General features: G+C 71.9%; 14 protein-coding genes. 11 read left to right on the forward strand and 3 right to left on the reverse strand.

The window, feature by feature from the left end:
* Positions 1 to 70 precede the first annotated feature (70 nt).
* Together RM425_RS14030 and RM425_RS14035 are read left to right on the forward strand one after the other, a co-directional pair.
* Positions 71 to 775, forward strand: coding sequence for a class F sortase (locus RM425_RS14030; protein WP_311345838.1), 705 nt, complete (start codon positions 71 to 73; stop codon positions 773 to 775).
* A gap of 60 nt (positions 776 to 835) precedes the next feature.
* Entirely contained in the window at positions 836 to 1,573 is a 738-nt protein-coding gene (locus tag RM425_RS14035) for an HAD family hydrolase (RefSeq protein ID WP_311345968.1), read from the forward strand.
* Positions 1,574 to 1,620: 47 nt separating this feature from the next.
* Here the strand turns inward: RM425_RS14035 and RM425_RS14040 are convergent, their stop codons facing one another.
* Positions 1,621 to 2,574, reverse strand: a complete 954-nt coding sequence (locus RM425_RS14040; RefSeq protein ID WP_311345839.1) for a RecB family exonuclease — start codon at positions 2,572 to 2,574, stop codon at positions 1,621 to 1,623.
* Between the two features lie 95 nt (positions 2,575 to 2,669).
* Here RM425_RS14040 and RM425_RS14045 point away from each other — a divergent pair, with 95 nt between their 5' ends.
* Together RM425_RS14045 and arc are read left to right on the forward strand one after the other, a co-directional pair.
* Positions 2,670 to 3,605, forward strand: coding sequence for a tRNA (adenine-N1)-methyltransferase (locus tag RM425_RS14045; RefSeq protein ID WP_449495088.1), 936 nt, complete (start codon positions 2,670 to 2,672; stop codon positions 3,603 to 3,605).
* A 160-nt stretch (positions 3,606 to 3,765) separates the two neighbouring features.
* Positions 3,766 to 5,547: a proteasome ATPase gene (gene arc / locus RM425_RS14050; RefSeq protein WP_311345840.1), complete on the forward strand. Its 1,782-nt coding sequence runs from the start codon at positions 3,766 to 3,768 to the stop codon at positions 5,545 to 5,547.
* 58 nt (positions 5,548 to 5,605) lie between these two features.
* Here arc and RM425_RS14055 read toward each other — a convergent pair whose 3' ends face one another.
* On the reverse strand, positions 5,606 to 6,508 hold the full coding sequence (locus tag RM425_RS14055) for a transglycosylase family protein (RefSeq protein ID WP_311345841.1): 903 nt from the start codon (positions 6,506 to 6,508) through the stop codon (positions 5,606 to 5,608).
* A 294-nt stretch (positions 6,509 to 6,802) separates the two neighbouring features.
* Between RM425_RS14055 and dop the strand changes: the two genes are divergently transcribed.
* The gene (dop, locus tag RM425_RS14060) at positions 6,803 to 8,308 is read left to right on the forward strand and encodes a depupylase/deamidase Dop (RefSeq protein ID WP_311345842.1); all 1,506 of its coding nucleotides are present in this window, start codon (positions 6,803 to 6,805) and stop codon (positions 8,306 to 8,308) included.
* Positions 8,309 to 8,413: 105 nt separating this feature from the next.
* Here the strand turns inward: dop and RM425_RS14065 are convergent, their stop codons facing one another.
* Positions 8,414 to 9,139 (reverse strand): hypothetical protein, encoded by a 726-nt coding sequence (locus tag RM425_RS14065; protein ID WP_311345843.1) that lies wholly within the window; start codon positions 9,137 to 9,139, stop codon positions 8,414 to 8,416.
* A 340-nt stretch (positions 9,140 to 9,479) separates the two neighbouring features.
* On the opposite strand from RM425_RS14065, the gene RM425_RS14070 reads away from it, so the two are divergent.
* From RM425_RS14070 to pafA, 6 genes are all read left to right on the forward strand, one after another.
* Positions 9,480 to 9,689: a ubiquitin-like protein Pup gene (locus tag RM425_RS14070; protein WP_311345844.1), complete on the forward strand. Its 210-nt coding sequence runs from the start codon at positions 9,480 to 9,482 to the stop codon at positions 9,687 to 9,689.
* A 72-nt stretch (positions 9,690 to 9,761) separates the two neighbouring features.
* The gene (locus tag RM425_RS14075; protein WP_311345845.1) at positions 9,762 to 10,478 is read left to right on the forward strand and encodes an endonuclease VII domain-containing protein; all 717 of its coding nucleotides are present in this window, start codon (positions 9,762 to 9,764) and stop codon (positions 10,476 to 10,478) included.
* Between the two features lie 73 nt (positions 10,479 to 10,551).
* Positions 10,552 to 11,394, forward strand: coding sequence for a proteasome subunit beta (gene prcB / locus RM425_RS14080; protein ID WP_311345846.1), 843 nt, complete (start codon positions 10,552 to 10,554; stop codon positions 11,392 to 11,394).
* A 3-nt stretch (positions 11,395 to 11,397) separates the two neighbouring features.
* Complete coding sequence (gene prcA, locus RM425_RS14085; protein WP_311345847.1) at positions 11,398 to 12,273, forward strand: proteasome subunit alpha; 876 nt, start codon at positions 11,398 to 11,400, stop codon at positions 12,271 to 12,273.
* Between the two features lie 83 nt (positions 12,274 to 12,356).
* The gene (locus tag RM425_RS14090) at positions 12,357 to 12,707 is read left to right on the forward strand and encodes a hypothetical protein (RefSeq protein WP_311345848.1); all 351 of its coding nucleotides are present in this window, start codon (positions 12,357 to 12,359) and stop codon (positions 12,705 to 12,707) included.
* An 82-nt stretch (positions 12,708 to 12,789) separates the two neighbouring features.
* Positions 12,790 to 14,148, forward strand: a complete 1,359-nt coding sequence (gene pafA, locus RM425_RS14095) for a Pup--protein ligase (protein WP_311345849.1) — start codon at positions 12,790 to 12,792, stop codon at positions 14,146 to 14,148.
* Positions 14,149 to 14,197: the final 49 nt, after the last annotated feature.

Raw genomic sequence — 14,197 nt, forward strand, 5'->3', positions numbered from 1 at the left:
GCCCCCCCCCCCCCCCCCCCCCCCCCCCACGACCGGGCACACCCCCGCTCACCCCTCCGAAAGGACCCCCGTGACCGAGAGCACCCGCCGTCCCGGCTCCCGCACCTGGATCGCGCTGGCCGTCGCGCTGGCCGTCGTGGCGGCGGTCGCCATCGTGGTGGCGGTGACGGGGCAGCAGCAGGCACCGCAACCCGCCGCGGCGACCGACCGGTCCGAGTCCACTGCGTCCGAGTCCGCTGCGCCCACCGCCCCCGCGCCGCCGGCCGGTCCGCAGACACCCGCCGCCGAGGCGGCCCCTGCCGAGGAGGCCGTGGCCGAGCCGGTCTCGGTCAGCATCCCGAGCATCGACGTCACCAGTGAGCTGATGCGGCTGGGCCTCAACGACGACGGAACGGTCGAGGTGCCGCCCCTGGAAGCGGACGACCAGGCCGGCTGGTACGAGCGAGGGCCGGCCCCCGGCGCCACCGGACCGGCGATCCTGCTCGGACACGTGGACTCCGCAGAGCACGGCCCCGGGATCTTCTTCGACCTCGGCGCCCTCCGCCCCGGCGACGAGATCGCGGTGGCGCGCGAGGACGGCACGACCGCGGTCTTCGCCGTCGACAAGGTCGAGACGCACCCCAAGGTCGAGTTCCCGACCCTCGAGGTCTACGGCAACACGTCCGATGCGCAGCTGCGCCTGATCACCTGCGGCGGTGACTTCGACTCCTCGGCGCGCAGCTACGAGGACAACATCATCGCCTTCGCCACCCTGACGGACACGCGGCCCGCCTGAGCCGAGCGCCGGTCCCGCCGGGACCGCCCGGCCGGCGTTCCTAGACTCCCGGACGTGGCGATGGTTCCAGCGGACGGTCGAGAGCCGGGAAACCCCGCCGACCTGCGGGCGGTGCTGTTCGACATGGACGGCACGCTCGTGGAGACCGAGGAGTACTGGGGCGAGGCGATGTTCGACCTCGCCGGCCAGCTGGGCGGCCGGATGTCGGCCGGGGCCCGCGCCGCCACCGTGGGCACGAGCATGCGCGTGGCCATGGACGTGCTCTACGCCGACCTCGGCGTGACCCGCACCGAGCCGCAGATCCAGGCCGACGTGGACCAGATCCTCGACGCGGTGGCCCGGATGATGACCGAACGGCTGATCTGGATGCCGGGCGCCCAGGAACTGCTGGCCGCCGTCCACGACGCGGGGCTGCGCACCGCCCTCGTGACGACGACGCCCCGTCGGCTGGCCGACCTGGTGATCCGGCACATCGAGATGGGCTACGCCGACGGCGGCCCCTTCGACGTCACCGTGTGCGGCGACGAGGTCCCCGCCCGAAAGCCCGATCCGGCGCCCTACCGGCAGGCCATGGCGGCGCTCGGTGTCGGCCCCGGCGAGAGCGTCGTCATCGAGGACTCGCTGGTCGGCGTCACCTCCGGCCTGGCCGCCGGCGCCGCGGTGCTGGGGGTGGCGGGCCTGCAGCCGGTGCCGCCTGCTCCCGGTCTGGTGCAGGTCGACTCGCTGGCCGGCATCGGGCTGCCCGAGCTGGCCGACGTGCTGGCCGCCCGCGAAACGGTGGGGCCCGCGTCCCGATGAGTGCGGCCCGGTGCGGGCGGCGTGCACCGGGAACGGCGGAGCTCCGGTCAGTCGCGCTCGACGATCGGCAGCGTCTGCCAGCCGGCCGCTGCGGCCGCTTCGGTCGGGAACGGCGGGGGAGTGCCGCCGAACGCCGGGCAGACCGCCTGGTGGTCGCACCAGCCGCAGAGCCGGGACTTGTTGGGCCGGAAGTCACCGGTGCTGACCGCCCGTTCGATGGCCGACCAGATCGCCAGGAGCGTGCGCTCGAACCGGAGCAGCTCCGCCTCGTCGGGTGAGTACGTGAGCGCGTCGCCGTCGCCCAGGTAGATCAGTTTCAGCTGGGCGGCCACGACACCGCGGGTCCGCCACAGCACCAGCGCGTAGAACTTCATCTGGAACAGGGCCTTGTTCTCGAACGCCTCGCGGGGCATCGAGCCGGTCTTGTAGTCCACCACCCGCAGCGCGCCGCTGGGCGCGACGTCGAGCCGGTCGACGAAGCCGCGGAGCAGCAGCCCGTCCGGCAGGGTGACCTCGACCAGCTCCTCCCGGCCGGCGGGCTGGATGCGCGTCGGGTCCTCGATCGTGAAGTAGCGCTCGACGAGCTTCCCGGCCGAGGCCAGCCACGCGTCCACCGACTCGGGCGCGTTCACGTCGGTCTCGGCGCCTTCGCCCTGGGCGGTCGCGAACAGCTCCGCCACCTCCGGTTCGGTCTGCAGGTCCGCCCAGGCCGGCTCGAGCAGCTCCAGGGCGCCGTCAACGGTGCGCTGCGCCGGCGGCAGGTCGTAGAGCCGCTCGAGCACCGAGTGGACGAGCGTCCCACGCACCATGGCGAGGCTCTTGCGCTCGGGGAGGCGGTCGATCGTGCGGAACCGGTAGAGCAGCGGGCAGGTCTTGAAGTCGGCTGCGCGGCTGGGGGACAGGGAGGGACGGCGGGGCGCCTGCGCCGGCGTGGGGACCGGCTCCGCGGCGGGCTCCGGACCCTGGGCGAGCATCGCGTTCGTCTCCACCGTCACCGTCATGGGTCCGAGGCTAGGTCGGGGCACCGACAGTTCCGAGTGTCCGCGCCGAACCGGGGACACGGGTCACACCGCCGACCTCCGTACGCTCGGCGCCTGTGGACACCCAGCCCGAGATCGACCCCGACGTGCCCGCAGGGACGTTCGGGACGCCCGCCGATGCACCTGACGACGCACGCGACGAGGTGTCCGTCGAGCGGCCGGCGCCGGTGCCCGGCGCGTTCGTCGCCGGCGACCGGGTGCAGCTGACCGACCCCAAGGGCCGGCTGCACACCGTCGTGCTGGAGCCCGGCAAGCAGTTCCACACCCACCGCGGGGCGATCGAGCACGACGACCTCATCGGGGCGCCCGAGGGCTCGGTCGTGCACTCCACCGCGAACACCGGGTACCTGGCGCTGCGGCCGCTGCTGGCCGACTACGTGCTCTCCATGCCGCGCGGGGCGCAGGTCATCTACCCCAAGGACGCCGCCCAGATCGTGGGCTTCGGCGACGTCGGGCCCGGCATGCGCGTCCTGGAAGCGGGCGCCGGCTCCGGTGCGCTGAGCTGCTCGCTGCTCAGGGCGGTGGGTTCCGAGGGGTCCCTCACCAGCTACGAGCGCCGCGAGGACTTCCTCGACGTCGCCCGCGGCAACGTGGACGCCTTCTTCGGCGAGGTGCCGGACAACTGGAGCCTGCGGCTGGGCGACCTGGCCGACCACCCGGCCACGGAGGTCGTCGACCGGGTGGTGCTGGACATGCTGGAGCCCTGGGCGGTGCTGCCGACCGTGGCGGCCGCGCTGCGGCCCGGCGGCGTCCTGGTGGGCTACGTGGCGACGACGACGCAGCTGTCCACCTACGTGGAGGCGCTCCGGGCCCAGGGCGTGTGGACCGAACCGCACGCCTGGGAGTCGCTGCTGCGACCGTGGCACGCGGTGGGCCTGGCCGTGCGCCCGGAGCACCGGATGGTCGCCCACACCGCCTTCCTGGTCACCGCCCGGAGGCTCGCCGAGGGCACGGTGGCCCCCATCCGCCAGCGGCGCGCGCAGAAGATCTGAAAAAGGACCCTCCTGCCCCCCAGCCCTCGCGAGCTCGGGCCGGGCCCCTGCAGGAGGGCCGTTCCAGCACGTCACCACGGCGACCGCGAGCCCACGGCGAACTGTCGTGCCGCGTGTATAGATTTGCGTCCTGGCTCCCCCGACCCTGCGGAGGTGCGCGATGGGCCCAGGTCCGATCGATGGTCCCGACGAGTTCAAGGCGCGACGCGAGCGTGACGTGGCTGCGCTGCTGACCCAGATCGCCTACCTCGAGGAGGAGATCGGCCTCCTCCGTCGCAAGGTGGCCGACAGCCCCCGGCAGACGCGTGCGCTCGAGGAGCGCATCGCCGATGCGGAGGGCCGCGCTGCCTTCCTGTCCGAGCGCAACGACAAGCTCGCCGGCACGCTGCGCGACGCCCGCGAGCAGCTGGTGGCGCTCAAGGAGGAGGTCGACCGGCTCGGGCAGCCCCCGTCGGGCTACGGCGTCTTCCTGGCGCGGCACGAGGACGGGACGGTCGACGTCTTCACCAGCGGCCGCAAGCTGCGGGTGACGCTGTCGCCCAACGTGGACGGTCCGGAGCTGCGCCCCGGCCAGGAGGTCATGCTCAACGAGGCGATGAACGTCGTCGAGGCGCGCGGTTTCGAGCGCGCCGGCGACGTCGTGATGCTCAAGGAGCTGCTGGAGCCGGTCGACGGCGTCACCCAGCGGGCGCTGGTCATCGGTCACACCGACGAGGAGCGCGTCGTCTACCTGGCCGACTCGCTGACCGACCAGCCCATCCGGGCGGGGGACTCGCTGCTGCTCGAGTCGCGGTCCGGCTACGTCTACGAGCGGATCCCGAAGAGCGAGGTCGAGGAGCTCGTCCTCGAAGAGGTCCCCGACATCGACTACGCCGACATCGGTGGCCTCTCGCGGCAGATCGAGCAGATCCGCGACGCCGTGGAGCTCCCGTTCCTGCACGCGGACCTGTTCCGCGAGTACCAGCTGCGCCCGCCGAAGGGAATCCTGCTCTACGGCCCGCCCGGCTGCGGCAAGACGCTGATCGCCAAGGCGGTCGCCAACTCGCTGGCCAAGAAGGTGTCGGCGCTCAAGGGCGAGGGGCAGGGCAAGTCCTACTTCCTCAACATCAAGGGCCCCGAGCTGCTCAACAAGTACGTCGGCGAGACCGAACGGCACATCCGGCTGGTCTTCCAGCGGGCGCGCGAGAAGGCCAGCGAGGGCACGCCGGTCATCGTGTTCTTCGACGAGATGGACTCGATCTTCCGGACCCGTGGGTCCGGGGTGTCCTCCGACGTCGAGTCGACGATCGTGCCGCAGCTGCTCAGCGAGATCGACGGCGTGGAGGGCCTGGAGAACGTCATCGTCATCGGCGCCTCCAACCGGGAGGACATGATCGACCCGGCGATCCTGCGGCCCGGCCGGCTGGACGTGAAGATCAAGATCGAGCGGCCGGACGCCGAGGCCGCGCGGGACATCTTCAGCAAGTACCTGCTGCCGACGCTGCCGCTGCACCCCGACGACCTCGCCGAGCACGGCGGCAGCCGCGAGGCGACGATCGCCGGGATGATCCAGCGGACCGTGGAGCGGATGTACACCGAGATCGAGGAGAACCGCTTCCTCGAGGTCACCTACGCCAACGGTGACAAGGAGGTCCTGTACTTCAAGGACTTCAACTCCGGTGCGATGCTGCAGAACATCGTCGACCGCGCCAAGAAGATGGCCATCAAGGATCGTCTGGAGACCGGCACCGGGGGTCTGCGGGTGGGCCACCTCATGCAGGCGTGCATCGACGAGTTCAAGGAGAACGAGGACCTGCCCAACACGACCAACCCCGACGACTGGGCGCGGATCTCGGGCAAGAAGGGCGAGCGGATCGTCTACATCCGCACGCTGATCAGCGGCAAGGGGAACGAGTCCGGCCGCGCGATCGACACGGCCACCAACACCGGCCAGTACCTGTAGCGGACGCCGAACGGCCCGGTCACCGCGAGGTGACCGGGCCGTTCGCGTGCCGGGCGGATCAGCCGAGTGACAGCACCTGGCCGGGGATGATCAGCGCCGGGTTGCCGCCGATGACGTCCCGGTTGGCGGCGTACAGGTCCCGCCAGCCCAGGCCGTTGACCGCGGCGATCCGGGACAGCGTGTCGCCGGGGCGCACGGTGTACGACTCGCCCGAGGACGTCGCGGGCGCCGGGGCTGCAGCGCCACCCAGTCTCAGCACCTGGCCGGGGAGGATCACCGAGGGGTCGGCGATGACGTCCCGGTTGGCGGCGTACAGATCCCGCCAGCCGAGGCCGTTGACTGCGGCGATCCGGGAGAGCGTGTCGCCGGAGCGCACGGTGTACGTGGCACCCGGGACGGCCCGCTCGGGTGCCGGCGCCGGGGCGGGAGCAGCCGCCCGCGGTGCCGGTGCGGGCTCGGGCGCAGGCGCCGGTGCGGGGGCGGCCGCCTGGGGAGCAGGGGCCGGAGCCGGCGCGGGGGCCGGAGCGGGCGCGGGGGCCGGAGCGGGCGCGGGGGCCGGAGCGGGGGCGCTGCCTGCCCGGTCGGCGGGCCCGAGCCCCAGCTTGGCCGAGCACGCCGGCCAGGCATTCCAGCCCTGCCCGGCGAGGGTCCGCTCCGCGATCGCGATCTGCTGCTCCCGCGTGGCGAGGTCTGCCCGCGGCGCGTACTCGTGGCCGCCGTAGCCCTCCCAGGTGCTCTGGGAGAACTGCAGCCCGCCGTAGTAGCCGTTCCCGGTGTTGATGGACCAGTTGCCGGTGCTCTCGCACTGCGCGAGGCGGTCCCACGTGGCCCCGTCAGCAGCGGACGCCGTCCCGGTGCTCAGGAAGGGGCCGACCAGGACGGCACCGGCGGCGGCGAGGCCGATCGCGCGGCCGCGGTAGGAGCGGGTGGACGTGGCGGAGGTGGAGCTGGGCTTGGTCATGATCCTCTCGAACGGCGGGCGCCCCACGCGGCTCGGCCCGGATCGGGCGCGGCACGCTCCACCCACGGAGCCAGGGAGACGGAGGAGCACAACCGCAGGGCGGAACGAAGGGGCGCGCGGCATGTCCGGAGGGCGCACGGGCGGCACGACGGCCGGGACTACCCATGGGCGGCCCGCGACCGCTCTGCTGCGGCCCCGGGGAGCTCTGACGGTACGACGCGATCGGATCGCGTGCCACCGACCGCGGTCGCCGCGGCGTCGGTCCGGCCGGCCGGAGCGGCCTAGGGTTGAGGCATGAGCGTGCGGCGGGTCATGGGCACCGAGGTCGAGTACGGCGTCTCGGTGCCGGGGCATCCCACGGCCAACCCGACGACGTTGTCCAGCCAGGTGGTCAACGCCTGGGCGGTGGCCGACGCGCCGACGCGGCGCCGTCCCCGCTGGGACTTCGAGGAGGAGTCCCCGCTGCGCGACGCCCGTGGGTTCGACCTCACCCCGGCGCAGGCGCTGGATCACAACGACCTGGACGAGGACACCGGGATGGCCAACGTCATCCTCACCAACGGCGCCCGGCTCTACGTCGACCACGCGCACCCGGAGTACTCGACCCCGGAGGTCACCAACCCGCGCGACATCGTCCTGTGGGACAAGGCGGGGGAGCGGGTGATGGCCGAGGCCAGCCGCCGCGCCGCCCTCGTGCCGGGCACCCAGCCCATCCAGCTGTACAAGAACAACACCGACGGCAAGGGCGCGTCCTACGGCGCCCACGAGAACTATCTGATGGACCGCCGCACGCCGTTCGTCGACATCATCCGCGGGCTGGTGCCGTTCTTCGTGACGCGGCAGGTGTTCGCCGGCTCCGGCCGGGTCGGCATCGGCGTGGAGAGCCGCACGCACGGCTTCCAGATCTCCTCGCGGGCGGACTTCTTCGAGGTCGAGGTCGGGTTGGAGACGACGCTCAAGCGCCCGATCATCAACACCCGGGACGAACCGCACGCCGACGCCGAGAAGTACCGGCGGCTGCACGTGATCATCGGGGACGCCAATCTCGCGGAGCTGTCCACCTACCTCAAGGTGGGGACGACGTCGCTGGTGCTGGCCATGATCGAGGCCCGGTTCCTGCCGCAGGACCTCTCGCTCGAGGAGCCGGTGGAGGCGCTGCGGGCGGTCAGCCACGACCCGTCGCTGACGCACACGGTGCGGCTGCGCGACGGGCGCCGGATGACGGCGCTGGAGATGCAGCAGGCATACCTCGAGCACGCGCAGAAGTTCGTCGCCCAGCGTGGGGAGGACGACGAGCAGACCGACGACGTCCTCCGCCGGTGGGCCGAGGTGCTCGAAGACCTCTCGATCGACCCGATGCGCTGCGCCGACCGGCTGGACTGGCCCGCCAAGCTCCGGCTGCTCGAGGGATACCGCTCCCGCGACGGTCTGGCGTGGGGCGACTCGCGCCTGAAGCTCGTGGACCTGCAGTACTCCGACGTGCGCCCGGAGAAGGGCCTCTACAACCGGCTCGTGGCCCGCGGCTCGATGCAGCGGCTGCTGACCGACGAGGAGGTCGACCGGGCCGTCGTGCACGCGCCGGCCGACACCCGCGCCTTCTTCCGCGGCGAGTGCCTGCGCCGGTTCCCTGCACAGGTTGCGGCGGCGTCCTGGGATTCGGTCGTGTTCGACCTCGGGCGGGAGAACCTGGTGCGCATCCCGACGATGGAGCCCCTCCGGGGCACCCGGGAGCACGTCGGCGCGCTGTTCGAGGCCTCCGCGACGGCGCAGGAGCTGGTCGACACCATCACCGGCGGCTGATCCCGGTCGCCTGCCCGGTGGCCGGACGGACCCGACGGGACGGAGCCCTCGCCGGGCCGTCCGGCGCGCGGCCGGCCGGGGCGAGGGTTCCGCCGTCCCGGGCGGTCAGTTGCCGCCGTCGTCCTGGCCGGCCGGGCTGCCCTGGATGGCCCGAGCCAGGTCCCACCGCTGCGCGGTGTCGCGCAGCCAGTCGGCCCACTCCTCGACGTCCTCGCCGTACTCGCCGTCGACGGCGCCCTCCATGATCTGGCGCAGGTCGGCGCGGGCCTCCTCCGGCTCCTGGCCGAACAGCGACTGGATGTCCTGGCGGAGTTCCCGCGGCAGCGATGCGATCAGGCCGCCGATGCGTTCGGTCCAGTTCTCCACCTCGTCGCCGTAGCTGCCGCTGAGGCCCTCCTGGGCGATGTCCTGCAGCTCCTCGGCCCGCTCGTCCGCGGGCAGGTCCTGCAGATCCGCCAGGTCACGCCTCAGGTCATCCGGCAGCCAGTCGCCCGGGTCGATCTTCGGCATGCTGCCGAAGACGTCGGCCGCATCCCCGCGGGCCTGGTCCACGGCCTGCTCGGCCTCCTGCCGGGCGTCCTCGAGCGCCTGCTCGGCGTCCTCCACGGCCTGCTGTGCTCGTTGCTGGGCCTCGTCGCTGCCCTCCTCGGCGGCCTGCTCGGCCTCCTCCTGGGCCTCGTCGAGCGTCTCCCGGGCTTCGTCCAGCGCCTGCTCGGACTGCTCCTGCGCAGCCTGGGCGGCGTCCTCCAGCTCATCGGCCGGCGCTGCGGCCGCGGCAGGGGCCACGAGAACCGCAGCCGCCGTCAGGGCCGCCGCGCCGGCGCCCGTCACAGTTCCTCGTCGTGCTCGAAGTCGCAGGTTCACGTCTGTCTCCTCGTTCATCGACTCTCGTGGTGCCCGCCGCCGTGCCGTGTGGCTCTGCGGCCGGAGGCCGCCATGTCGTGGCGGGCGGCGGATCCTCCTGCAGGTGGTGTTCCCGTCGACGCGCGGACCACGAGTGCAAACCCGTGACCTTCCGATGACAGGGCTGCAACATGCCGACGGGACGCCGGGTGCGAGCAGTCCCGCCACCGGAGGACGGCCGCGGCGTGCTCGGGAACGAGCTCCCGATGTCACACCCGGCGGGTAGCTTCAGCGCCTAGCAGCAGTTCCCACGACGGGAGGGCAGGCCATGGCCACCAAGGACACCGGCGGGCAGCAGAAGGCGACGCGGTCGCGCGAGGAGACCGACGAGGTCGAGGCCTCGGTCGACACCGAGGTCGCCGAACGCCACAAGGAGATGACCGAGGACGTCGACTCCATCCTCGACGAGATCGACGAGGTCCTCGAGGAGAACAGCGAGGACTTCGTGAGGGCGTACGTACAAAAAGGGGGGGAGTGAATAGTTTCGGACAAATACACGAGAATGGCAGTCAAGTTCTGCAAGGACTGCGATGGATACCGCCCTGTCGAGATGTTCTCGAAGAATGCTCGGTCGAGGGACGGATTGGCGTTCTACTGTCGTGAGCACCTTGCTGAGCGATCAGCACGCACACGGGAGGCGAGGCGCGCGAAACCTCGGGTGCAGAGACGACGTCCCGCGGGCCTGGTCGTCGCAGAAGGCCAGAAGTGGTGCCCCGACTGCGCCACCGTGCGCTCACTGGACGAGTTCGTCAGAACAGCCGCGTCGACAAGTGGGTACGGCTCCTATTGCAAGCCTTGTCACAACGCGAGGGGCAAGCGCGCACTGGAAAAGGTGGGCGGGGCTCGGACGTACCACCTGACGCGCAGATACGGGATCACCGCTGCGGAAGCCGAACACATGCTCCGCCAGCAGAATGGGGTCTGCGCGATCTGTAGGACGGCGCCGGCCGCACACGTCGATCACGACCACTCGACCGGCAAGGTGCGGGCCCTCCTGTGCTTCAACTGCAACGGCGGGCTCGGACAGTTCCGCGACGACCCCGCCGCGCTGCAGGCGGCCGTCTTCTACGTCGAGCACCACAACCAGCAGCAGGCGATCGCGTACCTGGTGGAGGCCTCGGCCGGCGAGCCGGAGGCGGCCAGCCGGCCGGGGGAGCCGCCGGTAGGGTCGCAGCGACGTCCGAGCGCGCCCGGCACCAGCACGCGGAGCACCGGGCGGACCAGTGGTGCACGCCGGCGCGAGCAGGCGGGAGAGGCGGATACTTGAGCGAGCTTGCGAGCTCAACAGTGAGCACAGCAGCGTCGGGCACGTGGGCGCCGAGCGCCAGCGAGGCGGACGCGTGAGCGATCAGTCGACTGGCCGGAGCGGGTTCCCGCCCGCCTACCTGGACCGGGTGGGCTCCTCGTTCACCGACTTCCTCTCCAGCGCGGCGCCTGACCTGCTGCCCGGCCGCCGCCCGGTGCCCACGACGTCCATGGCCGACCTCGCTCCGCACGGCACGACCATCGTCGCGGTCACCTACGAGGGCGGTGTCCTCATGGGCGGCGACCGGCGCGCCACCATGGGCAACCTGATCAGCTCGCGCGACATCGAGAAGGTCTACCCGGCCGACTCCTACAGCGTGATCGGCATCGCGGGCGCGGCGGGCATCGCCATCGAGATGGTGAAGCTGTACCAGGTCGAGCTCGAGCACTACGAGAAGATCGAGGGCCTCACGATGTCCCTCGACGGCAAGGCCAACCGGCTCGCCGCGATGATCCGGGGAAACCTGGGTGCGGCGATGCAGGGGCTGGCCGTCGTCCCGCTGTTCGCCGGCTTCGACCTCGACGCCGCCGAGGGCACCGCCCCCGGGCGCATCTTCAGCTACGACGTCACCGGCGGGAACTACGAGGAGCGGGGTTACGCCGCCGTCGGCTCGGGCTCGCTGTTCGCGAAGAACTCGCTCAAGAAGACCTGGCGCAGCGGTCTGCCGGCCGACGCAGCGACCCGCACCGTCGTCGAGGCGCTCTACGACGCCGCCGACGACGACTCCGCCACCGGCGGCCCCGACCCGGTCCGCCGGCTCTACCCGATCGTCTACCGGGTCGACGCCGAGGGCGCGGTCCGCCTCGCGGACGCCGAGATCGCCGCCGTCGCCGACACGATCGTCGCCGACCGTCGGACCACGGACGGGGAGGGCTGACCCATGACCATGCCGTACTACGCCTCCGCCGAGCAGGTCATGCGGGACCGCTCGGAGTACGCCCGCAAGGGCATCTCCCGCGGCCGCAGCGTCGCCGTCGTCACCTACGCCGACGGTGTGCTGTTCATCGCCGAGAACCCCAGCTCGACGCTGCACAAGGTCGGGGAGATCTACGACCGCATCGGTTTCGCCGCTGTCGGCCGGTACAGCGAGTTCGAGAGCCTGCGGGTGGCGGGCGTCCGGCTGGCCGACGTCCGGGGCTACTCCTACAACCGCCGTGACGTCACCGGCCGGGTGATCGCCAACGCCTACGCGCAGACCCTCGGCGCGATCTTCACCGAGCAGATGAAGCCCTACGAGGTGGAGTTGTGCGTCGCCGAGGTGGGGGACCGCCCGGAGACCGACCAGCTCTACCGGCTGACGTTCGACGGCTCGGTCGTCGACGAGCCCGACTTCGTCGTCATGGGTGGGCAGGCCGAGGCCGTGACCGGTCACCTGCGCGAGCACTTCCTGCCGGGCATGGGGCTGGCCGACGCCCTGCAGGTGGGCGTCCGGGCGCTGTCCGCGGTCAGCCCCGTCACCGCGGGCGCAGGCAACGGTGGTCCGGCGCAGTTGACCGCCGCACAGCTCGAGGTCGCCGTCCTCGACCGGCGCCGTCCCAAGCGGGCCTTCCGGCGGATCACCGGGTCGGCCCTCCGCACCCTCCTCGGCGACGAGGCCACCCCCGACGCGACGCTCGACGCCCCGGCCACCAGCGCCCACGCGCCGAGCGTCCCCGAGCCGGGCACGCCCGCCGGACTGGGCGACCCCGCCAACCCGGACACCGCCGGTGGCGCGGAGTACGACGGCCGGCACGCCGAGGACGGCGGCGAGGGCTGACGCCGGGCGCGCGGGCTGCCGCCGGACCCGAGGACGGCGGCGACAGGGGCGAGTGAGGTGAGGCTCCCGGGTACGGGGAGCCCATGCCGAACTACGAGCTCAACCAGGCCGCCGTCCGCCGTGCCCGTCAGCTGATCGGCGACGGGACGGTCGACGTCGACACCCAGTGGTCCGATGCCGCCCCGTCGGCCGACGACGGCAACACCGTGATCCAGGAGCAGGGCTGGGACGGCTACGCCGCCTGGCACCTGGCCGTCGATCCCGACGCCGGCGAGGAGACCAAGAAGCGCTACCACTTCCCCTACGGCGACTTCTCGACGGTCAACCGGGCCGCGCTCATCCACGGCAAGCAGCGCGCCGCGCAGAACGACCACGACGAGGTCGAGAAGGCGTTCGACGACCTGCTGCAGCGGCTGGACGAGGAGCGGTCCTGAGGGGCGGGGCCGCCACCGGCTCCTGAGCGCTCCACGGGCGCGGGACGGGCGCACTGTCGCTCCCGGCGCCTAGGCTCGGATCGTGGAGCGACGGATCTTCGGGATCGAGACCGAGTACGGCGTCACGTGCACCTTCAAGGGGCAGCGACGGCTGTCCCCGGACGAGGTGGCCCGCTACCTGTTCCGGCGGGTGGTCTCCTGGGGCCGCAGCTCCAACGTCTTCCTGCGCAACGGCTCCCGGCTCTACCTCGACGTCGGCAGCCACCCCGAGTACGCCACCGCCGAGTGCGACGACCTCACCGAGCTCGTGGTCCACGACAAGGCGGGGGAGCGCATCCTCGAAGGCCTGCTCGTCGACGCCGAGCAGCGGCTGGCCGAGGAGGGCGTCACCGGCGACATCTACCTGTTCAAGAACAACACCGACTCGGCGGGCAACAGCTACGGCTGCCACGAGAACTACCTGGTGGGCCGGCACGGCGAGTTCAGCCGGCTGGCCGACGTCCTCATCCCGTTCCTGGTCAGCAGGCAGATCGTCGTCGGCGCCGGCAAGGTGCTGCAGACACCGCGGGGTGCGGTCTACTGCGTCAGCCAGCGCGCCGAGCACATCTGGGAGGGCGTCTCCAGCGCCACCACGCGCTCGCGGCCGATCATCAACACCCGCGACGAGCCGCACGCCGACGCCGAGAAGTACCGGCGGCTGCACGTCATCGTCGGCGACTCCAACATGAGCGAGGCGACGACGCTGCTCAAGGTCGCCATGACCGACCTCGTCCTGCGCATGATCGAGGCGGGCGTCCCGATCCGGGACATGACGCTGGAGAACCCGATCCGCGCCATCCGCGAGATCAGCCACGACATGACCGGCCGGCGCAAGGTGCGGCTCTCCAACGGCCGGGAGATGTCGGCGCTGGAGATCCAGCGCGAGTACCACGACCGGGCCCTGGAGTTCGCCGACCGCGAGGGCGTCTCGCCGGTGCACCGCCAGATGCTCGAGCTGTGGTGCCGCGTGCTCAAGGCCGTCGACGGGGAGGACCTGAGCCTCATCGACCGCGAGATCGACTGGGCCATCAAGTACCGCCTGCTCGAGCGCTACCGTTCCAGCCGCGACCTGCCGCTGTCCTCGCCCCGGATCGCCCAGATGGACCTCGCATACCACGACATCAGCCGGACCCGCGGCCTGTACTACCTGCTGGAGCGGGCCGGCCAGGTCGACCGGGTGGCCCACGAGCCGCGCATCTTCGAGGCCAAGAACGTGCCGCCGCAGACCACCCGCGCCAAGCTCCGTGGCGAGTTCATCCGCAAGGCCCAGGAGAAGCGCCGCGACTTCACCGTCGACTGGGTCCACCTCAAGCTCAACGACCAGGCCCAGCGCACCGTCCTGTGCAAGGACCCGTTCAAGGCCGTGGACGACCGCGTCGAGAAGTTGATCGCCTCCATGTGACGCCGCTTCTCCGCGGAGAAACTGTCTGCTCTTCCGCGGAGAAGCAGGG

This window comes from Blastococcus goldschmidtiae (assembly GCF_031845325.1).
GTDB lineage: Bacteria > Actinomycetota > Actinomycetes > Mycobacteriales > Geodermatophilaceae > Blastococcus > Blastococcus goldschmidtiae.